Origin of the sequence: Streptomyces sp. NPDC057743 (assembly GCF_042798755.1) — a bacterium.
Lineage (GTDB): Bacteria > Actinomycetota > Actinomycetes > Streptomycetales > Streptomycetaceae > Streptomyces.
The window spans coordinates 17,065-39,259 of sequence record NZ_JBHVJX010000024.1; the positions used below are offsets into that span (position 1 = coordinate 17,065).

Below are 22,195 nucleotides of genomic sequence, written 5' to 3' on the forward strand. Positions count from 1 at the left end.
CGGTATTCAGACGGGATCGTGACCGAGCGTGCCTGACACATCGTCGAATGTCGTGACCTGTGACGCTCGTCTCATTCCTGCCGGAAAGCGGCAGGTCGCACGCCCCGAGCGCCCTCAGCTCCGGGACCGCCGCGCCCGCAACTCCCGTAGCCCCGCGACCGCCAGCACCGCCGCGGTCGCGCCGGCCGACCACAGCAGCTGCGGCCGGGCCGTGGCATCGGTCAGCATCAGCACGATCACCGCGCCCATCGCCAGCAGCGCCACCCACGTCAGATAGGGGAACGCCCACATCCGCAGCACCAGCCGCTCCGGCACCTCCCGCTCGATCCGGGGTCGCAGCCGCAGTTGGGAGACGGCGATCAGCCCCCAGACGAACAGCAGTACCGCGCCTACCGCGTTGAGCAAGTACAGGAACACCGAATCCGGCCACTTGAGGTTCAGCAGCACGGAGACGAAACCGAACGCCACCGAGGCCAGCACCGCCCGCCGCGGCACCCCGCCGCGCGTCACCTTCAACAGCCCGCGCGGCGCCTCCCCGCGCTCGGCCAGCGAGAACACCATCCGCGAGGAGCCGTAGAGGTTGGCGTTGAGCGCCGACAGCAGCGCCACGAACACCACGATGTTCATGATCTGTCCGGCGCCGGGCACCCCGATGTGGTCCAGCACCATCACGTACGGGCTCTTGCCGGGCTGCATCGACGACCAGGGCAGCACCGAGACGATGACCAGCATCGAGCCGACATAGAAGAAGAGGATCCGCCACACCGCGCTGCGCACCGCCCGGCCCACCGCCCGCGCCGGGTCGTCCGATTCGGCCGCCGCGATGGTGACCACCTCCAGGCCGCCGAACGCGAACACCACCGCCAGCACCCCGGAGATCACCCCGGACCAGCCGTGCGGCAGGAACCCGCCCTGCCCGGTGAGGTTGGTCAGTCCGACCGGCTCGGTGTGCGGCAGCACCCCGAAGATCGCCAGCAGGGTCAGGGCCAGAAACAGCACGATCGCGGTGACCTTCAACGTGGCGAACCAGAACTCGAATTCGCCGAAGTTCTTCACCGCGGCCAGGTTTGCTGCGGTGAAGAAGACCATGAAGATCAGCACCCAGCCCCACTGCGGCACCGACGGCACCCAGCCGTGCGCGATCTGCGCCGCGCCGGTGGCCTCCACCGCCAACACCACCACCAGCAGGAACCAGTACAGCCACCCCACGCTGAAGCCGGCCCAGCGCCCGAGCGCCCGCTCCGCGTGTACCGAGAACGCCCCGGACGCCGGCATCGCCGCCGACATCTCCCCGAGCATCCGCATGATCAGCATCGCCAGCCCGCCGGCGATCAGGTACGACAGCACGATCCCGGGACCGGCCACCGCGATGCCGGCACCGGAGCCGACGAACAGCCCCGCGCCGATCACCCCGCCCAGGCCCAGCATCGTCAGATGGCGCTGCTTGAGCCCACCGGACAGCGGCTCTTTCTCAACCAGGGGCGGTGCGTCGTGCATGGGCTCGTACTCCGCAGGGGCGCGAGGGCGACGAACGCCGCCCGGTTTGGGGGAACTCCACAGGTGGCCGCGGAGCCGTCCCAGTGTCCCCGGCCGCGCTCGACTACCACAAAACCGGTCCCATGCCGCGACGTTCGCCGTGATGCGCATCACGTGACCTGCGAAGACGGCCCCGCGGTCGAACGGCCAAGGCATTCTGGCCGTTGTCCGGAACTCCCCAAGCGGCCGGTACGGCTTTGTCAGCGCCACACGATGATCGCCGCCGCCCTCTGAACTAACGTCATTCCGTCCCGCCGGATCCGAGCCCTGGGTCCGCACTCACACCCGCGGAGTCCTCGATGAGCACAGCCGTCCCCACCGCCACCTCCGGCACCGTCCTTGCCGACCTGCTGCCAGCGTCCTCCGCCAGCCGCGCCCGCGTCCGCGACGCCGCGCTGGTCGTCGGCGGCGCCGTGGTCACCGGCCTGGCCGCCCAGATCGCCGTCCCGGTCCCCGGCTCCCCGGTCCCGGTCACCGCCCAGACCTTCGCCGCGCTCCTCGTCGGCGCCTCGCTCGGCGCCCGCCGCGGGCTGCTGTCGCTGGCCCTCTACGCCCTGGTGGGCATGGCCGGCGTGCCCTGGTTCGCCGGCGGTGCCTCCGGCGCCGGCGGCGCCACCTTCGGCTACGTCCTCGGCATGCTGCTCGCCGCCACCGCCGTGGGCGCGCTGGCCCGCCGCGGCGGCGACCGCGGGGTGCTGCGCACCGCCGTCACGATGGCCGCCGGCAATGCCCTGATCTACGGCATCGGCGTGCCCTACCTGGCGCTCAGCACCGGCATCTCCCTCGGCCAGGCCGTCGCCGTCGGCATGGTGCCGTTCCTGGTCGGCGACGCCCTCAAGATCGCCCTGGCGATGGGCGCGCTGCCGACCGCCTGGAAGCTGGCCGGCCGCCGCGGCTGATGACGCCACCTCGGACGCCGACGGGGCCCGCACCCTCCCTGGGTGCGGGCCCCGTCGCTGTGCCATCCGAACCGGCTACGCCTTCTCCTCCGCGACCGCCGGCTGCTGCGCCGCCTCGCGGGGCCGCCGCTTGTCCAGCAGCAGCCCGGCGATCAGCACCACCACGGCCGCGACCACCGACAGCACCATCTGCTGCCGGCCGTTCTCGTCGTAGAACATGTAGCCCACGACGAAGATGATCAGCGCGATGGTGGCGTAGGTCAGCCACGGGTACAGCCACATCCGCACCGTCAGCCGCTCCGGCATCTCCCGCTCGATGGTCCGGCGCATCCGCAGCTGCGAGAAGCAGATCACCAGCCAGACGAACAGGGCCACCGCGCCCGAGGAGTTGAGCAGGAACTGGAAGATGGTGTCCTTCGAGGTGTAGCTGAAGATCGTCGCGACGAAGCCGAAGGCCACCGACGCCCAGATCGCCACCGCCGGGACGCCGCGCTTGTTCACCGTTGCGAACGACTTCGGCGCATCGCCGCGCTCACCGAGCGAGAACGCCATCCGGGACGCCGTGTAGAGGCCGGAGTTCAGACAGGACAGCACCGCGGTCAGCACCACGACGTCCATCAGGACGTCCACGTACGGGATGTGCAGCGACTTCAGCACCGCCACGTACGGGCTCTTGGCCACCTCCGGGTCGTCCCAGGGCAGCAGGGTCACGATCACCGCGATCGAGCCGATGTAGAACAGCGCGATCCGCCAGATCACGCTGTTGACGGCCTTGCGGACGGCCATCACCGGGTTCGGCGACTCGCTCGCCGCCAGCGTGACGATCTCGCTGCCCATGAAGGAGAAGACCACCAGCAGCATCCCGGAGAGGATCGCCCCTGGTCCCTTCGGTAGGAACCCGCCGTGTCCGAACAGGTTGCTGGTGCCCACCGCGTGGTGCCCCGGCGGCAGCCCGAAGATCGCCAGCGCACCGACCACGATGAAGATCACGATCGCCACGACCTTGATCCCGGCGAACCAGAACTCGAACTCGCCGAACGAGCCCACCGAGACCAGGTTGGTGCCGGTCAGCACCATCATCACCAGCAACGCCCAGGCCCACTGCGGCACCGACGGTATCCAGCTGGTCAGGATCGCCGCCGCCGCGGTCGCCTCGACCGCCAGCACCACCGACCAGAAGAACCAGTACAGCCAGCCGATCGTGAAGCCGGCCCAGCGGCCGAGCGCCCGGTCCGCGTACGCGGAGAACGAGCCGGAGGTGGGGGAGGCCGCGGCCATCTCACCCAGCATCCGCATCACCAGCACGACCAGCAGGCCGGTCAGCGCGTAGGACAGCAGGATGCCCGGACCGGCGGCCGCGATGCCGGCGCCGGAGCCGACGAACAGGCCGGCGCCGATCACTCCGCCGATGGCGATCATTGACAGATGGCGGTTCTTGAGGCCGGCCTGGAGCCCGTCGGGGGACCGGTTCGCGGTACCGCCGCCGGATTCGCCGGCGGTGGGGACCGCGTGAGGGGTAGGCGGGTGCGCGCCCATGTGCACCGTCCTTCGGTGGTTCTCGTGTCGAACCCAGGCATTAGAACGTTGTTAACGACCGTTTGGAAGAGCTGAATCCCGATCGTGTCGTTACTGGTGAGTTGCCTGAAGAGGTGAGGCCGGGGCGCCAGGACGGGCCGCGGCCCCGTGGCGTCTACCCAGCAGGCGACATGCCACACTCATGCCATGCGCGTGTACATCGGCTCCGATCATGCCGGCTTCGACCTCAAGAACCACCTCGTGGACTGGCTCAAGGCCAACGGCCACGAGCCCGTCGACTGCGGTCCCCACATCTACGACGCCCAGGACGACTACCCGCCGTTCTGCCTGCGCGCCGCGGAGAAGACGGCCGCCGACCCGGACAGCCTCGGCATCGTGATCGGTGGCTCCGGCAACGGCGAGCAGATCGCCGCCAACAAGGTCAAGGGCGTGCGGGCCGCGCTGGCGTGGAGTGAGGAGACCGCCAAGCTGGGCCGCGAGCACAACGACGCCAACGTGATCTCCGTCGGCGGCCGGATGCACACCCAGGACGAGGCCACCCGCTTCGTCGAGGTGTTCCTCGCCACCCCGTACTCGGGCGAGGAGCGTCACACCCGCCGCATCGAGATGCTCTCCCGCTACGAGACCACCGGCGAACTCCCCCCGATCCCGGCCCACCACCCGCAGCAGGGCTGATCTCCCCGCCGCCGGTTCCGTGGGCAGTCGTTCCGCTGGGGCGGAACGGGTGGGCACGGAACCGGCCCCCCGGGCCGCACCCACAGACGAAACCGCCGGAGGCCACCACCCCATGCCCGAGGGGCACACGATCCACCGCCTGGCCGCGGACCACCGCGACCGCTTCGAGGGCCAGAAGATCCGGGCGACCAGCCCGCAGGGCAAGTTCGCCGACGGCGCCGCCCTCATCGACCGCCAGGTCATGGAGACGGCCGAGGCCCACGGCAAACACCTCTTCCTCGGCTTCGCCCCCGACTGCTGGGTCCACATCCACCTCGGCCTCTTCGGCAAGCTCGGCTTCGGCACCACCCCGGCGCCCCCGCCCACCGACACCGTCCGGCTGCGGCTGGTCGGCGCCGGCCACTACGCCGACCTGCGCGGCCCGACCACCTGCGCGCTGATCACCGACGCCGAGAAGCAGGCGATACACGAGCGGCTGGGCCCGGACCCACTGCGCCCGGACGACGACGGCGAGCGCGCCTGGCGCCGGATCACCCGCAGCCGCACCACCCTCGCGGCGCTGCTGCTCGACCAGAAGGTGATCGCCGGCGTCGGCAACGTCTACCGCGCCGAGGTCCTCTTCCGGCACGGCATCGACCCCTACCTCCCCGGCCGCGACCTGCGCCGACAGCAGTGGGACGCGATCTGGGCCGACCTGGTCGCCCTGATGCGCGAGGGCGTGCGGAACAACCGGATCGACACCGTCCGCCCCGAGCACACCCCGGAGGCCATGGGCCGCCCGCCGCGGGTCGACGACCACGGCGGCGAGGTCTACGTCTACCGCCGCACCGGCGCCGCCTGCCACCTGTGCGGCAGCGAGATCCGCACCGCCGACCTCGCGGCCCGCAACCTCTTCTGGTGCCCGGGCTGCCAGCCCGCCGCCGCCCGCCCCTGAACGGGCCCGCGCCGGCCCCCGGTCAGAACCCGTGCGGCAGCCACGGCGCCGGGTCCGACCCGAACGCCAGCGACGCCGCCGCCAGCGCCCCCGGCCGCACCTCCCGCACCCGCCCGGCCCCGGCCAGCGCCGACAGCGTGAACCCGCCCAGATAGGCCGACCCCAACTCCCGTACCGACAGCGCGAGTTCGGCCGGGTCGGTGGTCCGCTCGCAGCTCGCCCCCTTGGCGTCGCCGGACAGCCGCCAACGCCCCGCGTTCCACGGGCAGAAGTCGTCCGTGACCTCCAACACCACGTCCACCGGCGCCCGGTACGTCCGCGCCGCCAGCGCCGCCCCGACCTCCACCGGCCGCAGGAACAGCGCCTCCCGCACCCCGACGTCCAGGCGCCGCTGGTCGGGCACCAGGTGCAGCAGCGCCTCGTCCACCGGCCGGCTGCGCGTCACCACCGACGCCGTCAGGTCGATGCCGAACAAGTGCCGCCACAGCGCCGCGTGGACCACCGGGTCCAGCGCGTCGAGCTGCCGGAGCTGCACCACCCCGCGCGGGCCGGCGTGGTCCCAGTCGGGCTTGACCGCGTAGCGCGCATAGCCGCGCACCGCGCCGTCCACCTCGGCCAGCACGCACTGGAGTTGGCCGGCGCCCTGCCGCTCGGCCTCCGGGTCGAGCACCCCCCGGCGCGCCCAGCCGGGGCGCCGGGCCAGCATCCCGGGCCGGGTCGGCACCAGTTGCTCGTAGACCCGCTCGCACTGAGCGAGCCCGGCCACCGGGTCCACCAGCCGCAGCCGGACGTCGTCCACGCCGGGCAGCTCGGGCGCGGCCAGCCGCACGGTGTCCACGGACATCCGCAGCTCCTGGGTGGCCGGGCCGTAGCCGAACCGCCCGTAGATCGCCGGCTCGGTGGCGGTCAGTGCCGCCAGCGCCTCACCGCGCTCGTGCACGTCCGCCAACTGGTGCCGCATCATCGAGCGCAGCACCCCGCGCCGGCGGTGGGTGGGCAGCACCCCGACGGTCGTGACGCCGGCGGTGGCCACCTCCGCGCCGCCCGGCACGGTCAACCCGAACGAGAACGCCCCGGCCGTGCCGACGATCGCGTCGCCGTCCCAGACCGCGATGTCCCGCGGCACCTCACTGACCGAGCGCCACCACGCGCGCCTCTCGGGGGTGTCCGGGACCCCGCCGAACACCACGTCCAGGGTGTCGAACCAGGCATCCCAATCGGTCTCCCGCAACCGCCGCAACTCTGTTGTCATGCGGCATCCCTAGCAGTCCGCCCGCCGGCCGCGCGACCGCATTTCGAACGCGAATTCCCGGCAAATCCCCGGGTTGATGTGCGACGAATCGACGCGCCGCCGAATGGGTGGATAAGGTCCCAGGGCAATGACACGCGGCGCGGGAGCGGAGAGTCCGAGGGCCCGGGTGCACAAACGCCTGCACCGGGCCCGCGTCGGCATGCGCAAGGCCGGGGTCGACTACTTCCGAGGCGACGGCTCCGACTGGCTCGCGCTGGCCGCCCTGCTCGCCGCCGTCCCCGCCATCGCCCTGGGCACCCTCTGGTGCCCGCAGTGGATCGCGCCGACCGCGCTGGTCCTCCCGATCATCGCCGGCGGACTGCTGCTGCGCCCGGCCAACCTCCTGGTCCTGTACGCGGCCTCCGCGGCCGCGCTGATCGTCGAGGCGGCCCTGTTCGGCCCGTACGACCAGGGGCCGGACCGGATCACCCCGGGCACGGTCCTGGTGGTCGCCGCGGTGGGGCTCTCAGGGCTGCTGGTCGCGCAGTTCCGCAGCCGGGTCGGGGTGCCCTGGCGGCGCGGCGGCACCATGCTCTTCGACCTGCGCGAACGGATTCGCGTGCAGAGCAAGTTGCCCAAGCTGCCCAAGGGTTGGCACCACGAGATGGCGCTCCGCCCGGCCGGCGGCCAGTCCTTCTCCGGCGACTTCGTGGTGGCCTCCCGCACCCAGGACGGCAACATCCTGGAGGTCGTGCTCACCGACGTCTCCGGCAAGGGCATGGACGCCGCCTCCCGCGCGCTGCTGCTCTCCGGCGCCTTCGGCGGCCTGCTCGGCTCACTGCCGCCGCACGGCTTCCTCCCCGCCGCCAACGGCTATCTGCTGCGCCAGGATTGGGACGAGGGCTTCGCCACCTCCGTCCACCTCGTGTTGGACCTGGAGTCCGGCGACTACGAGCTGTTCTCCGCGGGCCACCTCCCCGCCCTCCAACTCAGCGCCGGCACCGGCCGCTGGGAGGAGAAGGCGGGGGAGGGCCCGCTGCTCGGGGTCTACGACGGCGCCCAGTTCGACCCGGTCAAGGGGACGCTGCGCCCCGGCGACGTGCTGATGCTCTTCACCGACGGCCTGGTGGAGGCCGCCGACCGCGACATCGCCGAGGGCATCGACCGGCTGACCGGCGAGGCCGAGCGCTATGTGCACACCGGCTTCGCCGGTGCCGCCTGGCATCTGATCGAGGCCGTCGCCAAGGACGTCAACGACGACCGGGCGCTGTTGCTGCTGTGTCGGGACGGTTGACCGCCTCCAAAGCGCCCTCCGCCACGGCGACCCGCGGCGCGCCGCCGGCCGGCAGGACGCGGGCCAACAGCCCGGAGCGGCCGGCCGCCAGCGGCCCGAGGACGGCCAGGATCAGCACATAGCCGGCGATGAACGGCGCCAGCCGCTCGTCGAGCCCGGCGCCCGCCGCCATCGTCGCCAGGATCAGCGCGAACTCGCCGCGGGCCAGCAGCGCGGTGGCGATGTTCGCGGCCGGCCCGGGTCCGAAGCCGTGGATCCGGGCCGCGGCGAGCCCCGCCAGGACGTTCATCAGCAGCGTCAGCGCCACCGCGATCAGCACCGGCCACACCACGCTCGGCAGGTCACCGGGGTCGATGGAGAGCCCGAACGCGAAGAAGAAGATCGCCCCGAACGCGTCCCGCAGCGGGTGCACCAGCTTGCGGATCCGCGGCCCGGTGCTCGTCCCGCCCAGCATCAGGCCCACCATGAACGCCCCGATGGCGTCCGCGACCCCGAACCACTCGGAGATCCCGGCGACCAGAACGGCGGCCCCCAGGAAGGAGATCACCAGCAGCTCGCTGTCCTTGGTGGCGATCAGCCGGCCGATGACGCGGGTGCCCCAACGGGCGGCCGCGGCGAGCAGCAGCAGGAAGCCGAACGCCTTCCCGGCGGCCGGCGCCGCCGAGGCCAGCGAGTCGGCCCCGGAGAGCACCGGTTGCAGCGCGGCCAGATAGAGCGCCAGGAAGATGTCCTCGACGACGATGATGCCGAGGATCGGCTTGGTCTCCGGGTTGCCCAACCGCCCGGTGTCGACCAGCACCTTGGTGACGATCGCGGACGACGAGATGCCCAGCACCCCGGCGAGCACCAGCGCCTCGGAGGTGCCCCAGCCGAGCGCGAAGCCGAAGCCGAGCCCGGCGCCGACGTTCAGCGTGAGGTAGGCCCCGCCGGCCAGCGCCATCTTGCGGCCGCCGGCCTTGAGGTCGTCGACGTGGAACGTAAGGCCCAGGTAGAAGAGCAGCAGCACCAGGCCGAGGAGGGAGAGCATTTCCAGCTCGTGCGGGTCGGCGACCAGCACGATGCCGGGGGTGTTCGGGCCGAGCAGGATTCCGGCCAGGATGAACAGCGGGATGGTGGGGAGTCCGATCCGGCCGCCGAGGCGGGCGAGGACGGCGGCGGCGAGAAAGGCACCGCCCATGGCGATCAGGGTGTCTGCGTGTCCGATGGGCCCGTTCCTCCTGGTCGTCGGCGTGCGTCCAGACACGGGGCGCGGGTCGCACACAAGGTCAAGACAGTGTCAAGGACTGGTCAATACTTAGATTACCAAACCATTAACAGGGTGACCGACCGGTGACCGTTGTGAGCCGGTGCAGCATCTTTTGGGGGCCGGTCCCGCCGAGGTCGAGGGCTCGGCGGGACGTCCGGAAGTGGCTTTGCCGTAACTGCCGCGAACGGGCAAAGCGTTGGCCGATGATTCGTCACCCGCCTGCAGTGGGCAGGGAGTTGATGGCACGATGGGTGCCGGGGGTGTGCGCGGCATGCCCCAGGGCCGGTGAGGCGTTCCGACCGAGGGTGTGATCAGTTGTGGCTCTGTCGCTATCAGTTGTCCTGATGTTGGGGATCATCCTTGTCGTGCTGATCAGACAGAAGGCGATCAAGGCCGGTCCGGCGCTCGTCGCCATACTGTTCGGCTTCTTCCTCGCCTCCACGGGGATGGCGCCGTCGATCAACCGGTTCCTGAACTCCATCGCACAGACCATCAACCACATCACGTTCTAGCGCCGGTTCGGGTCCGCGGACCGGCCTTCAGGGGGTCCGTCCGCCCCCGGTCCGCGCCAGCGCGTCCCGTACGGCATCCTCGCTGCGCCCCACCAAGGCCGAACCGTCGTCGGCGGTGATGATCGGCCGCTGAATCAGTCGGGGGTGCGCCGCCAGCGCCTCGATCCACCGTTCCCGTTCGGCGCCGGTGCGCTCCCATGTCCCGATACCCAGCGCCTTGCCCTCGTCTTCCTGGGTGCGGGTGATGTCCCACGGCTCCAGGTTCAACCGCCCCAGTACGGCGCGCAGTTCGTCGACGGTCGGCGGGTCCTCCAGGTACTTCCGCACGGTGTACCGGGCGCCCTCGGCGTCCAGAATCCCCACCGCGGAACGGCACTTGGAGCACGCGGGATTGATCCAGATCTCCATGCCGGTCACCCTAGGGACTCCCGTCACGGGAGAGAAGCGACCGGGCGCGCGGCCCGGCCGCGGCGCCCAAGAACGTGAAGAGCCCCGGGCCGTACGACCCGGGGCTCTCCCCCTTGTTGAGCGGGCGACGGGAATCGAACCCGCGTAGCCAGTTTGGAAGACTGGGGCTCTACCATTGAGCTACGCCCGCGAACGCCACGGTCGCTGGGACCCCGGCACGCAGAGCATCGTAGCGGGTGAAGCCCATCGATCGCACACCGCACCCCGCTCCCGAATAACGGGCAGCCGTACGGTCCGCGGCCATGTACCCTACGTGTCGCACCGACGGGGTGTGGCGCAGCTTGGTAGCGCGTCCGCTTTGGGAGCGGAAGGTCGTCGGTTCGAATCCGGCCACCCCGACCAGTTCGGCGCCCGTCCCGCGTGCCCTACGCACACAAAACGGGCATAAGCGGTCCTTCAAGATCGCGTTGTGGGCGCCCTCCTCCTTGCGGTTACTATGCAAGCTGCGTGCCTGTGTGTCTCTGGACCGGGCGCGGTCGGCCGGCCCGGGACATGCCGGAGCTGGCGGATCTAAGGCAATACCCCAAAGTCAGCCCAAGGAGACCGAACCGTGAAGAGCGCCGTGGAGACCCTGAACCCGACCCGGGTTCGGCTCACTGTCGAGGTGCCCTTCGAGGAGCTCAAGGACAGCCTCGACGCGGCGTACAAGAAGATCAACCAGCAGGTCACGGTGAAGGGCTTCCGCAAGGGCAAGATCCCTGCCCGCGTCATCGACCAGCGGTTCGGTCGCGGCGCCGTGCTCGAAGAGGCCGTCAACGACGCGCTCCCGAAGTTCTACACCAGCGCGGTCAACGAGGCCGAGCTCAACGTCCTCGGTCAGCCCGAGGTCGACATCACCGAGCTCAAGGACAACGAGCTGCTGGCCTTCACCGCCGAGGTCGACATCCGCCCCGCCCTGGAGATCCCGGACTACTCCGGCATCGAGGTCGAGGTCGACGCCATCGAGGTGTCCGACGAGGACGTCGAGAAGTCCGTCGAGCAGCTCCGTGAGCGCTTCGCCTCCACCTCCGTGGTCGAGCGCGCCGCCCAGGACGGCGACGTGGTGACCGTGGACCTGGAGGCCAAGGTCGACGGCGAGGTGCTGGCCGACGGCATCGCCAACGGCGTCAGCTACACCATCGGCTCCGGCGAGCTCCTCGACGGCATCGACGAGGCCGTCACGGGTCTTTCGGCCGGCGACAGCGCCACCTTCACCTCCGAGCTCAAGGGCGGCTCCGCCCAGGGCAAGGAGGCCGAGGTCAAGGTCGACGTCACCGAGGTCAAGGCCCGCGAACTGCCCGAGCTGGACGACGAGTTCGCCCAGATGGCCAGCGAGTTCGACACCCTCGACGCGCTCAAGGACGACAGCCGCACGCGGCTGGCGCGGATGAAGAAGTTCGACCAGGCCACCCAGGCCCAGGAGAAGGTCCTGGAGGCGCTGCTCGGCCTGATCGAGGTGCCGATCCCCGAGAAGCTGCTTGAGGACGAGATCCGCACCCGCAAGCACAACCTGGAGAACCACCAGCTCGCTCAGATGGGCCTCGACCTCGCCAAGTACCTGGAGATCCAGGGCAAGACCGAGGAAGAGTTCGACGCCGAGACCAAGGAGCAGGCGGAGAAGGGCATCAAGACCCAGTTCGTCCTCGACGAGCTGGTCAACAAGGAGAAGCTGAACGTCAGCCAGGAGGAGCTCACCGAGCACCTCATGCGGCGTGCCCAGTCCTCCGGCATGAGCCCCGACCAGTTCGCCCAGGCCGTCGTCGAGGGTGGCCAGGTGCCGATGCTGGTGGGCGAGGTCGCCCGCGGCAAGGCCCTCGCGGTGGTCGTCGAGGCCGCCACGGTCAAGGACACCAACGGTGAGGTCGTCGACCTGGAGGACGAGGAGGAGACGGAGGCCGCCGAGGCCGTCGTCGCCGAGGCCGAGGGTGACGAGAAGGCGGAGAAGACCGAGGGCTGACCGCCCCGGCGCTCTCGCCGACATACCTGATCACGGGCCCGAACGCGCACGTCCGCGTGTTCGGGCCCGTGTGTCGTCCCGGTCCGTGAGCCTGCGCTCACAGCGAACAGTTCTCGCTCCGGGATGGCGCCCGCCGACCAGCGCGTTAGGGTCCGTAGATACGAGGGCAGGGGAGTTGCTGACAGTGCGTGGGGCGCACCACGCGGCCGCGGTCCCCGGCCCCAGAAGACGACGCTGAAGACGGCCCCGAGCCGTTTCGACAACGAGCAGGTGGACACGTGACGATCCCGATGCCTTCCGCCGCCGCTGAGCCGACCTCCGGTGGCCTCGGCGAACAGGTCTACAACCGGCTGCTCAACGAGCGGATCATCTTCCTCGGCCAGCCGGTCGACGACGACATCGCCAACAAGATCACGGCGCAGTTGTTGCTCCTCGCCGCCGACCCGGACAAGGACATCTACCTCTACATCAACTCCCCGGGCGGCTCGGTCACGGCCGGCATGGCGATCTACGACACCATGCAGTACATCAAGAACGACGTGGTCACCATCGCCATGGGCCTCGCCGCCTCGATGGGCCAGTTCCTGCTGAGCGCCGGCACCCCGGGCAAGCGCTTCGCGCTGCCGAACGCCGAGATCCTGATCCACCAGCCCTCCGCCGGCCTGGCCGGCTCGGCCTCGGACATCAAGATCCACGCCGAGCAGCTGCTCCGCACGAAGAAGCGCCTGGGTGAGCTCTCCGCCGCGCACACCGGCCAGACGCTGGAGCAGTGGACCAAGGACGCCGACCGCGACCGCTGGTTCTCCGCCGAGGAGGCCAAGGCGTACGGCCTCATCGACGACGTGATGCCCTCCGCCACCGGCGTTCCGGGCGGGGGCGGCACCGGGGCCTGAGCCCTGGCCCACGCCCCGCAGTCGACCCCCAGCCCCACTTCGCCACCAGGACGGTGAACCTCCAGATGAACAACTTCCCCGGAAGCGGTCTCTACGAGCGCGCGCAGGCCGAGTTCTCCGGCATGCCCGCGGAGTCCCGCTACATCGTTCCGCGCTTCGTCGAGCGCACTTCGCAGGGCGTGCGCGAGTACGACCCGTACGCGAAGCTCTTCGAGGAGCGGGTGATCTTCCTCGGGGTGCAGATCGACGACGCCTCCGCCAACGACGTCATGGCGCAGCTGCTGTGCCTGGAGTCGATGGACCCGGACCGCGACATCTCGGTCTACATCAACAGCCCCGGTGGCTCGTTCACCGCGCTGACGGCGATCTACGACACGATGCAGTTCGTCAAGCCCGACATCCAGACGGTCTGCATGGGCCAGGCGGCCTCCGCCGCGGCCGTGCTGCTGGCGGCCGGCACCCCGGGCAAGCGGATGGCGCTGCCGAACGCGCGGATCCTGATCCACCAGCCGTTCAGCGAGACCGGCCGAGGCCAGGTCTCCGACCTGGAGATCGCCGCCCGCGAGATCCAGCGGATGCGCACGCAGCTGGAGGAGATGCTGGCCAAGCACTCCTCCACGCCGATCGAGAAGATCCGCGAGGACATCGAGCGTGACAAGATCCTGACCGCCGAGGAGTCCCTGGAGTACGGTCTGGTCGACCAGATCGTCTCCACGCGGAAGACCTCCGTCTCCGTCTGATCGCGTTCTTCGCGAATTGCGCCGGAGCGTCGCCCCCTTGGACCGAGTGAACCGAGTCGGTCCAAGGGGGGCCCGTACGGGGGGCCCGGCAAGGTACCGTCGATAGGCAAGCACCCGGGTCCGCGGAGCAATGCGGATCCCAGGCGAAGGGGATTCACCTCGTGGCACGCATCGGTGACGGCGGAGACCTGCTCAAGTGCTCGTTCTGTGGAAAGAGCCAGAAGCAGGTGAAGAAGCTCATCGCGGGACCTGGTGTGTACATCTGCGACGAGTGCATCGATCTCTGCAACGAGATCATCGAGGAGGAGCTCGCGGAGAGTTCCGAGGTGCGCTGGGAGGAACTCCCCAAGCCCCGCGAGATCTACGAGTTCCTCAACGGCTACGTCGTCGGCCAGGAAGCCGCCAAGAAGGCGCTCTCGGTGGCCGTGTACAACCACTACAAGCGCGTGCAGGCGGGCGAGAACGGCCCCGGACGCGGCGACGAGGGCATCGAGTTGGCCAAGTCCAACATCCTGCTGCTCGGCCCCACCGGCTCCGGCAAGACCCTGCTCGCGCAGACCCTCGCCAGGATGCTCAACGTCCCCTTCGCCTTCGCCGACGCGACCGCGCTCACCGAGGCCGGCTACGTCGGTGAGGACGTCGAGAACATCCTGCTGAAGCTGATCCAGGCCGCGGACTTCGACATCAAGAAGGCCGAGACCGGCATCATCTACATCGACGAGATCGACAAGGTCGCCCGGAAGAGCGAAAATCCGTCGATCACCCGGGACGTCTCCGGCGAGGGCGTCCAGCAGGCGCTGCTCAAGATCCTGGAGGGCACCACCGCCTCGGTCCCGCCCCAGGGCGGCCGCAAGCACCCGCACCAGGAATTCATCCAAATCGACACCACCAACGTGCTGTTCATCGTCGGCGGTGCCTTCGCGGGCCTGGAGAAGATCATCGAGGCGCGGTCCGGTGCCAAGGGCATCGGCTTCGGCGCCACCATCCGCTCCAAGCGCGAGATCGAGTCCAAGGACCAGCTCCAGGACGTCATGCCCGAGGACCTGGTGAAGTTCGGGATGATCCCGGAGTTCATCGGCCGCCTGCCGGTCCTCACCTCGGTCCACAACCTCGACCGCGAGGCGCTCCTCCAGATCCTCGTCGAGCCGCGCAACGCCCTGGTCAAGCAGTACCAGCGGCTCTTCGAACTCGACGGCGTGGAGCTGGACTTCGACCGCCCGGCCCTGGAGGCCATCGCCGACCAGGCGATCCTCCGCGGCACCGGCGCCCGCGGCCTGCGCGCCATCATGGAGGAGGTCCTCCAGGCGGTGATGTACGAGATCCCGTCCCGCAAGGACGTCGCCCGCGTCGTCATCACCGCGGACGTGGTGCACTCCAACGTCAACCCGACCCTGGTCCCGCGCACCCGCGGCGACTCCGGCGAACCCCAGGAGAAGAGCGCGTAGCCGCTCCCGACGCTCCGTCAACACCACCGCCCGGCAGCCGAGTTGCTGCCGGGCGGTGGTGTCGTCTGCGGGCGGGTCACTTCTCCTTGCGGACCTCGTTGCGGACCTTGGCGGTGGTCTCGGAGAGCTCCTTGGCGCCGGGGGTGGTGGCGGAACTGCCGCTGCTGCTCGCCTTGGGCGGGGCGACCATGTAGACCACGCCGACGGCGCTGCTGTCGCCCCAGATGCAGGTGGAGTAGGTGACCGGGATGGTGATCCCGCTCTCGGCGACCTCGACCTTCTGCGTCCGGCACTTCATCACGTCGCCGTCGAAGCCGCTGGGCGAGTACTCGGTGACCTGCGTGACGTCCTCGATCTTGGCGCCGCGGGACTGCTTCGTGCTGTTGTCGATCTTGGCGAACATCCGGGTCACCGTCCCCTGCGGGTCGCCGACGTTCCCGTAGAAACCGAAGACCTGCATCATGAGGCCGCTGGTGCTCTGGTAGGTCTGCTGCACGCCCTTGCCGTCGGTGATGCCGAGCGCCTTGGCGTCCTTGTCTTTGGCGAGGTCCTGGGTGCCGGCGCTGTTGTCGCGCGTCGGGGCCTTGCTGAACTGCCCGCCCAGCAGCTTGTCCGGCAGCGCGATGGTGTACGGCTTCACCTTGCCGCCCGAGCCGAAGACGAAGTACGCGCCGACGGCGATCGCCGCGATCACCGCGACGCCGCCGGCGATCAGGCCGATCTTCTTGCCGTTGCCGCCGCCGGTCTCCGGCTCCTCGGGGATCATCCCGTAGGGCGTCTGGTGGCCCTGCTGTCCCTGGGGGCCGCCGAAGGGGGGCTGCTGCTGGCCGTAGTTGGGCGGGCCAGGCTGCGGGGCGGGCTGGCCGTAGGGCTGCTGCGGCGGGGCCTGCGGGGGGAACTGCTGCGGCGGGCCCTGCTGCGGGAACTGCTGGGGGGCCTGCTGCGGGTAGCCGTAGCCCTGTTGGGGAGGCACCGGGCCGCCCTGTTGCGGGTAACCGTAGCCGGGCTGCGGGGCGGGCGGCTGCGGCTGGCCGTACGGGCCGGGCTGCTGGGGCTGCTGGCCGTACGGGCCCGGAGGCGGCTGGTTGAAGCTCATGGAGCGGTTCCCCTCGTGACTGCTGATGACGTCGGGCCGCCGCGGGCGGCACCCGGGCGTCGGGCGTGATGTTTATGCGCTGCCGACATCCTGTATGACGCCGCTGACAGGCGGTGCCCCGGGGGCGAAACCGATTCGAAGCCGCCACATCCGCGCCCGTACACTGTCGGTCGTGACCGAGAACACTCAGCATCCCAAGCACAGCGTCCCCGAACTGCCGACTCAGTACACGCCGGCCGAGGTAGAGGGGCCGCTGTACGAGCGCTGGGTAGAGCGGGGCTACTTCGAGGCGGACGAGAAGAGCGAGAAGCCGCCGTACACCGTCGTCATCCCCCCGCCGAACGTCACGGGCAGCCTGCACCTGGGCCACGCCTTCGAGCACACGCTGATCGACGCCCTCACCCGCCGCAAGCGCATGCAGGGCTACGAGACGCTGTGGCAGCCGGGCATGGACCACGCCGGCATCGCCACCCAGAACGTCGTCGAGCGGGAGTTGGCGAAGGAAGGCGTCTCGCGGCACGACCTCGGCCGTGAGGCGTTCGTCGAGCGGGTCTGGCAGTGGAAGAACGAGTCCGGCGGCCAGATCTCGGGCCAGATGCGTCGGCTCGGTGACGGCGTCGCCTGGTCCCGCGAGCGCTTCACCATGGACGAGGGCCTCTCCAAGGCCGTCCAGACGATCTTCAAGCGGCTCTACGAGGACGAGCTGATCTACCGCGCCGAGCGCATCATCAACTGGTGCCCGCGCTGCCTCACCGCCATCTCGGACATCGAGGTGGAGTACCAGGACGACGACGGCGAGCTGGTCTCGATCCGGTACGGGGAGGGGGACTCGTCCATCGTCGTCGCGACCACCCGCGCGGAGACGATGCTCGGTGACACCGCCGTCGCCGTCCACCCCGAGGACGAGCGGTACGCCCATCTCGTCGGCACCGAGATCGAGTTGCCGCTGACCGGCCGCCGCATCCCGGTCGTCGCCGACGAGCACGTCGACCCGGAGTTCGGCACCGGCGCGGTCAAGGTCACCCCGGCCCACGACCCCAACGACTTCGAGATCGGCCGCCGGCACGGTCTGGCCAACCTCGCCGTCCTCGACGAGCGCGGCGTGATCACCGCGCACGGCCCGTTCCAGGGGCTGGACCGCTTCGAGGCCCGCTCGGCGATCGTCGCTGCGCTGCGCGCCGAGGGCCGGATCGTCGCCGAGAAGCGCCCGTACACCCACTCCGTCGGGCACTGCTCGCGCTGCAAGACCACCATCGAGCCGCGGCTGTCGATGCAGTGGTGGGTCAAGGTCGGCCCGCTGGCGAAGGCCGCCGGCGACGCGGTCCGCGACGGCAAGGTCGCCATCCACCCCAAGGAGATGGAGTCCCGCTACTTCGGCTGGGTCGACAACCTCCACGACTGGTGCATCTCACGGCAGTTGTGGTGGGGCCACCGCATCCCGGTCTGGTACGGGCCGAACGGCGAGGTCGTCTGCGTCGGCCCCGACGACGAGGCGCCCACCGGCGAGGGCTGGCACCAGGACACCGACGTCCTCGACACGTGGTTCTCGTCCGGCCTGTGGCCGTTCTCCACGCTCGGCTGGCCCGAGCAGACCCCCAGCGTCGAGAAGTTCTACCCGAACTCCGTCCTGGTCACCGGCTACGACATCCTCTTCTTCTGGGTCGCCCGGATGATGATGTTCGGCCTGTACGCGATGGACGGCACCCCGCCGTTCCACACCATCGCGCTGCACGGCATGGTCCGCGACCAGTTCGGCAAGAAGATGTCGAAGTCCTTCGGCAACGCGGTCAACCCGCTGGACTGGATGGACACTTACGGCTCCGACGCGGTCCGCTTCACCCTCGCCCGCGGCGCCAACCCGGGCGTCGACGTTCCGATCGGCGAGGACTGGGTCCAGGGCTCCCGCAACTTCGCCAACAAGATCTGGAACGCCACCCGCTTCGCGCTGATGAACGGCGCCACCGTGGAGGGTGAACTCCCGCCCGTCGAGGCCCTGTCGGCGACCGACCGGTGGATCCTCTCCCGGCTCAACGCGGTCGTCGCCGAGGTCGACGCGTACTACGACGACTACCAGTTCGCCAAGTTGTCGGACGCCCTCTTCCACTTCGCCTGGGACGAGGTCTTCGACTGGTACGTCGAGCTGTCCAAGACGACGTTCATGGCGGGCGGCCCGGCCGCCGACGCCTCCCGCCGGGTGCTGGGCGAGGTCCTCGACGTCACCCTGCGGCTGCTGCACCCGGTCGTCCCGTTCGTCACCGAGACGCTGTGGACGGCGCTGACCGGCGGCGAGTCGATCGTCATCGCCGACTGGCCGACGGCCGTGGCCGTCCCCGGCTCAAACGCCCCGGGCGGCTTCCGGGACGAGGCCGCCGAGCGGGAGATCGAAACGCTCCAGCAGGTCGTCACCGAGGTCCGCCGGTTCCGCTCCGACCAGGGCCTCCAGCCGGGCCAGAAGGTTCCCGCGCGGCTGGACCTGACCGGTACGGCGCTGGCGTCGCACGAGGCCGCGATGCGCTCGCTGCTGCGCCTTCAGCCGGCCGGCGAGGAGTTCGCCGCCACCGCCTCGCTGCCCGTCGCCGGCGCCACGGTCGCCCTGGACCTCTCCGGCGCGATCGACGTCGAGGCGGAGCGCAAGCGGCTGACGAAGGACCTGCTCGCGGCCGAGAAGGAGAAGAAGCAGGCCACCGCCAAGCTGGGCAACGAGGCGTTCCTCGGCAAGGCGCCGGAGCAGGTGGTGGAGAAGATCCGCGGCCGGCTGGCGACCGCGGAGGCCGACATCGAGCGGATCACTGCACAGCTGGCGGGCCTGCCCAGCGCGTAGTCGCCGGCGGCTCCGGCCGCGCGCCGGGCCACGCCGCCTCCGGCACCACGGGCCCCTCGTCCCTCTGGACGGGGGGCCTGCGCCGTCCCCGGCGCGCGCGCCGCCCGCGGGGCCCACCGCGGCCGCCCCGCTCGCGGACCGGCCACAGCAGCACATACGCCGTGGAGACCGCCACGAACGCCAGCCGGATCAGGCCCCGCGCGGAGTCGTCCGGGACCGCGAAGACGCTGCCATAGAGGACGAGCAGCGCCAGCCAGCTCCACCAAGGGACCAGCCGGCGCTGCCCGATGACGTCCCACAGCAGCGTGCCGAGCAGCACCGACGCGGTGTAGTACGTGTAGACGCTGGGGTCCAGCACGATCCGGGCGTTGGCGCCCAGCAGCACCACCGCCGCCCAACGGCCGCGCCAGACCGCGATTCCGCCCAGCACCAGCCCGAGCGCGAACTGCGCGGGCCGGTCCCAGCCGGGCGTCTCGGGGGCGGCCACGCCCAGCCAACGCAGCGCGGACGCCGGGTGGTTGGGGATGGCGAACTTGGCGGCGGCGAAGGACTGGGTGTCGCCGATGAAGAACGGCAGCCAGGCGACGGCGACCAACCCCGCGCACCACAGGCCGGCCTTGAGCCACTTGTGCCTCGGCAGCGCCAGCAGCAGCGGAACGAAGGCCAGCGCGGTCGGCTTGGAGTCCATCGCCAGGGCCAAAAAGGCGCCGGTCAGGGCGGCGTTGCCGCGGGTGACGGAGCGGACCGCGAGGGCGGTGAAGAAGAGCGCCAGCACGTCGTCGAGGTGCCCGAAGCGGACCGCGACCTCGATCCACATGGGGATGAAGGCCAGCCCGGCGATCAACACCCGCTGCCGCAGCCGCTGGTGGTTGGTGCCGGTGCCCAGGAAGTGGTGGGCGGCGCTGCGGCCGGCCAGCACCAGGATGACCAGGCCCAGGGCGGACATCAGGGCTGCGGCGAGGAACTGGCCGGTGACCTCCGGGAACGGGTTGAACAGCCCGGCCGTCAGGAAGCTGATCGGCCCCATCTGGAGCTCGGGGTGGTGTGCGTAGAGGTTGAGGCCGCCGGTGCCGTCGCCGGCGTCGCCCTGGTATATCAGCGCGCCGCCGGCGCGGAGGTAGTGCCAAGAGAAGCCGCCGTGCGGCTCAACGATCATGAACCACAGCACGGTCCAGGCGGTGAGCAGCACCAAATGCATCCGCTGACTGATTGCCGGCACGCCTCTTCAGCTCCTGCTTTCCTGACTTTTCATGCTTTGCACTTAACCGTCGCCGGGCGACCCGAAGGCGCTCGTAGACCCCGCCGTCCAAGAGGGGACGCGACGGCGGAAAGGTTGTCCCGCCCGGAGGTCCGATCGCTCACATCCAGCAGGTACACGGTTCTCATGACGCTCTCATGAAGCCGAGGCACCGTGGACCGGAATGCCGGAGTTCCGGCGGAAACGCATGTCCGGTCCCGCCCCCAGCACCGAGGAGCCGCGCCCATGAACCGACCCCTGCGACGGATCTCGGTCTTCTCCCTCGCGCTGATACTGGTGTTGATGGGCTGGGCCACCTGGATCCAGGGCGCCAAGGCCAGCGACTACCGGGAGAACGCGCACAACCCCCGGGTGAACATCGCCAAGTACTCGGCCCCCCTGGGCAACATCCTCGTCGACGGCCAACCGGTCACCGGCTCCGCCGCCACCTCCTCCTCGCTCAAGTACAAGCGGACCTACAAGGACGGCGCCCTCTACGCCCCGATCACCGGCTTCTCCTCGCAGATCTTCGGCAGCACCCAACTGGAGAGCCTCTACGGCCCGTTGCTCGGCGGCTCCGACAGCCGCCTCCAGACCCCCGCCGACACCCTGCTGCACGAGCGCCCCAAGGCCGGCGACGTGTCCACCACCATCGACGCCAAGGTGCAGAAGGCCGGCTACGAGGCGCTCGGCGGCAAGACCGGCGCGGCCGTCGCCCTGGACCCGGCGACCGGCCGGATCCTGGGCATGGTCAGCACCCCGTCGTACGACCCGGGCAAGTTCTCCGGCTCCGGCAGCGCCGACCAGAAGGCGTGGGAGGCCCTGACCAAGGACGGCAACCAGCCCAACCTCAACCGCGCGCTGCGCCAGCCGCTGCCGCCCGGCTCCACCTTCAAGCTGGTGGTCGCCGCCGCCGCGCTGGAGAACGGCCTGTACTCCTCCGTGGACCAGCCCACCCAGAGCCCCGACCCGTACACCCTGCCCAACACCCGCACCAAGCTGACCAACGAGAGCGCCTCGGCGCCCTGCCAGAACGCCACCATCCGCACCGCGCTCCAGTACTCCTGCAACACCGTCTTCGCCAAGATGGCCGTCGACCTGGGCAAGGACAAGGTGCGGGCGCAGGCCGAGAAGTTGGGCTTCAACGACGCCAAGATGGACGTCCCCGTGCGCGCCACCTCCAGCGTCTACCCCAAGGACATGGACCAGGCGCAGACCGCGCTCTCCGGCATCGGCCAGTTCGACGACCAGGCCACCCCGCTCCAGATGGCGATGGTGGTCTCGGCGATCGCCAACGGGGGCGACCTGAAGACCCCGCAGCTCGTGGACAAGGTCACCGACGGCGGCGGCAACACCCTCCAGAAGAACAGCCCGAAGACCTACCGCAAGGCGATGTCGTCGGGCACCGCCGACCAGCTCCGCTCGGCGATGCAGACGGTCGTGGACAAGGGCACCGGCTCCAACGCGAAGATCGGCGGGGTGACCGTCGGCGGCAAGACCGGCACCGCCCAGCACGGCGTCAACAACAGCGGCACCCCCTATGCCTGGTTCGTCTCCTACGGCGACGACGGCAAGGGCAACCGGGTCGCGGTGGCCGTGATGGTCGAGGACGGGCACGCGGCCCGCAACGAGGTCTCCGGCAACGGCCTCGCGGCCCCGATCGCCAAGGCGATGATGCAGGCGGCACTGTCCTGAC

At 70.2% G+C, this 22,195-nt stretch carries 18 protein-coding genes and 2 tRNA genes; 12 read left to right on the forward strand and 8 right to left on the reverse strand.

Annotated features, from left to right (window positions below; genetic code table 11):
* Window positions 1-114: 114 nt before the first annotated feature.
* Window positions 115-1,497 carry an amino acid permease gene (locus ACFVFQ_RS25825; protein WP_383420116.1) on the reverse strand — a complete coding sequence of 461 codons (1,383 nt, stop codon included), beginning with the start codon at window positions 1,495-1,497 and terminating at the stop codon, window positions 115-117.
* A gap of 338 nt (window positions 1,498-1,835) precedes the next feature.
* Here ACFVFQ_RS25825 and ACFVFQ_RS25830 point away from each other — a divergent pair, with 338 nt between their 5' ends.
* The gene (locus ACFVFQ_RS25830; RefSeq protein ID WP_383420118.1) at window positions 1,836-2,435 is read left to right on the forward strand and encodes a biotin transporter BioY; all 600 of its coding nucleotides are present in this window, start codon (window positions 1,836-1,838) and stop codon (window positions 2,433-2,435) included.
* Window positions 2,436-2,510: 75 nt separating this feature from the next.
* On the opposite strand, the gene ACFVFQ_RS25835 is transcribed toward ACFVFQ_RS25830, so the two are convergent.
* On the reverse strand, window positions 2,511-3,971 hold the full coding sequence (locus tag ACFVFQ_RS25835; RefSeq protein WP_383420120.1) for an amino acid permease: 1,461 nt from the start codon (window positions 3,969-3,971) through the stop codon (window positions 2,511-2,513).
* A gap of 186 nt (window positions 3,972-4,157) precedes the next feature.
* Here ACFVFQ_RS25835 and ACFVFQ_RS25840 point away from each other — a divergent pair, with 186 nt between their 5' ends.
* Complete coding sequence (locus tag ACFVFQ_RS25840) at window positions 4,158-4,646, forward strand: ribose-5-phosphate isomerase (RefSeq protein WP_383420124.1); 489 nt, start codon at window positions 4,158-4,160, stop codon at window positions 4,644-4,646.
* A 112-nt stretch (window positions 4,647-4,758) separates the two neighbouring features.
* Window positions 4,759-5,580, forward strand: coding sequence for an Fpg/Nei family DNA glycosylase (locus ACFVFQ_RS25845; protein WP_383420127.1), 822 nt, complete (start codon window positions 4,759-4,761; stop codon window positions 5,578-5,580).
* Between the two features lie 22 nt (window positions 5,581-5,602).
* On the opposite strand, the gene ACFVFQ_RS25850 is transcribed toward ACFVFQ_RS25845, so the two are convergent.
* The gene (locus tag ACFVFQ_RS25850; protein ID WP_383420130.1) at window positions 5,603-6,832 is read right to left on the reverse strand and encodes a GNAT family N-acetyltransferase; all 1,230 of its coding nucleotides are present in this window, start codon (window positions 6,830-6,832) and stop codon (window positions 5,603-5,605) included.
* 127 nt (window positions 6,833-6,959) lie between these two features.
* Here ACFVFQ_RS25850 and ACFVFQ_RS25855 point away from each other — a divergent pair, with 127 nt between their 5' ends.
* A complete protein-coding gene (locus ACFVFQ_RS25855; protein ID WP_383420132.1) occupies window positions 6,960-8,105 on the forward strand; it encodes a PP2C family protein-serine/threonine phosphatase in 1,146 nt (381 codons plus the stop codon).
* Here ACFVFQ_RS25855 and ACFVFQ_RS25860 read toward each other — a convergent pair.
* The gene (locus ACFVFQ_RS25860; protein WP_383420134.1) at window positions 8,062-9,282 is read right to left on the reverse strand and encodes a cation:proton antiporter; all 1,221 of its coding nucleotides are present in this window, start codon (window positions 9,280-9,282) and stop codon (window positions 8,062-8,064) included. The genes ACFVFQ_RS25855 and ACFVFQ_RS25860 overlap by 44 nt on opposite strands.
* A 386-nt stretch (window positions 9,283-9,668) precedes the next feature.
* Between ACFVFQ_RS25860 and ACFVFQ_RS25865 the strand changes: the two genes are divergently transcribed.
* The gene (locus tag ACFVFQ_RS25865) at window positions 9,669-9,863 is read left to right on the forward strand and encodes a hypothetical protein (protein WP_383420136.1); all 195 of its coding nucleotides are present in this window, start codon (window positions 9,669-9,671) and stop codon (window positions 9,861-9,863) included.
* A 27-nt stretch (window positions 9,864-9,890) separates the two neighbouring features.
* Here the strand turns inward: ACFVFQ_RS25865 and ACFVFQ_RS25870 are convergent, their stop codons facing one another.
* Both ACFVFQ_RS25870 and ACFVFQ_RS25875 read right to left on the reverse strand, forming a co-directional pair.
* The gene (locus ACFVFQ_RS25870; protein ID WP_383420138.1) at window positions 9,891-10,271 is read right to left on the reverse strand and encodes an ArsC/Spx/MgsR family protein; all 381 of its coding nucleotides are present in this window, start codon (window positions 10,269-10,271) and stop codon (window positions 9,891-9,893) included.
* 119 nt (window positions 10,272-10,390) lie between these two features.
* Window positions 10,391-10,461, reverse strand: a tRNA-Gly gene (locus ACFVFQ_RS25875).
* A 135-nt stretch (window positions 10,462-10,596) separates the two neighbouring features.
* Between ACFVFQ_RS25875 and ACFVFQ_RS25880 the strand changes: the two genes are divergently transcribed.
* The 5 genes from ACFVFQ_RS25880 (at window position 10,597) to clpX (ending at window position 15,345) form a co-directional block, all read left to right on the forward strand.
* A tRNA-Pro gene (locus tag ACFVFQ_RS25880) sits at window positions 10,597-10,673 on the forward strand.
* Window positions 10,674-10,881: 208 nt separating this feature from the next.
* Window positions 10,882-12,267 carry a trigger factor gene (gene tig, locus ACFVFQ_RS25885; RefSeq protein ID WP_383420140.1) on the forward strand — a complete coding sequence of 462 codons (1,386 nt, stop codon included), beginning with the start codon at window positions 10,882-10,884 and terminating at the stop codon, window positions 12,265-12,267.
* A gap of 290 nt (window positions 12,268-12,557) precedes the next feature.
* The gene (locus ACFVFQ_RS25890) at window positions 12,558-13,160 is read left to right on the forward strand and encodes an ATP-dependent Clp protease proteolytic subunit (protein WP_383420265.1); all 603 of its coding nucleotides are present in this window, start codon (window positions 12,558-12,560) and stop codon (window positions 13,158-13,160) included.
* A gap of 65 nt (window positions 13,161-13,225) precedes the next feature.
* Complete coding sequence (locus tag ACFVFQ_RS25895) at window positions 13,226-13,900, forward strand: ATP-dependent Clp protease proteolytic subunit (protein ID WP_383420142.1); 675 nt, start codon at window positions 13,226-13,228, stop codon at window positions 13,898-13,900.
* A 161-nt stretch (window positions 13,901-14,061) separates the two neighbouring features.
* Window positions 14,062-15,345, forward strand: a complete 1,284-nt coding sequence (clpX, locus tag ACFVFQ_RS25900) for an ATP-dependent Clp protease ATP-binding subunit ClpX (protein WP_383420145.1) — start codon at window positions 14,062-14,064, stop codon at window positions 15,343-15,345.
* Window positions 15,346-15,421: 76 nt separating this feature from the next.
* On the opposite strand, the gene ACFVFQ_RS25905 is transcribed toward clpX, so the two are convergent.
* Window positions 15,422-16,441, reverse strand: coding sequence for a hypothetical protein (locus tag ACFVFQ_RS25905; protein ID WP_383420147.1), 1,020 nt, complete (start codon window positions 16,439-16,441; stop codon window positions 15,422-15,424).
* Between the two features lie 172 nt (window positions 16,442-16,613).
* Here ACFVFQ_RS25905 and ACFVFQ_RS25910 point away from each other — a divergent pair, with 172 nt between their 5' ends.
* On the forward strand, window positions 16,614-19,262 hold the full coding sequence (locus tag ACFVFQ_RS25910; RefSeq protein WP_383420149.1) for a valine--tRNA ligase: 2,649 nt from the start codon (window positions 16,614-16,616) through the stop codon (window positions 19,260-19,262).
* On the opposite strand, the gene ACFVFQ_RS25915 is transcribed toward ACFVFQ_RS25910, so the two are convergent.
* Entirely contained in the window at window positions 19,228-20,481 is a 1,254-nt protein-coding gene (locus ACFVFQ_RS25915) for a hypothetical protein (RefSeq protein ID WP_383420151.1), read from the reverse strand. The two genes, ACFVFQ_RS25910 and ACFVFQ_RS25915, sit on opposite strands and share 35 nt — an antisense overlap.
* A 264-nt stretch (window positions 20,482-20,745) precedes the next feature.
* Here ACFVFQ_RS25915 and ACFVFQ_RS25920 point away from each other — a divergent pair, with 264 nt between their 5' ends.
* Window positions 20,746-22,194, forward strand: a complete 1,449-nt coding sequence (locus ACFVFQ_RS25920) for a penicillin-binding transpeptidase domain-containing protein (protein ID WP_383420152.1) — start codon at window positions 20,746-20,748, stop codon at window positions 22,192-22,194.
* Window position 22,195: the final 1 nt, after the last annotated feature.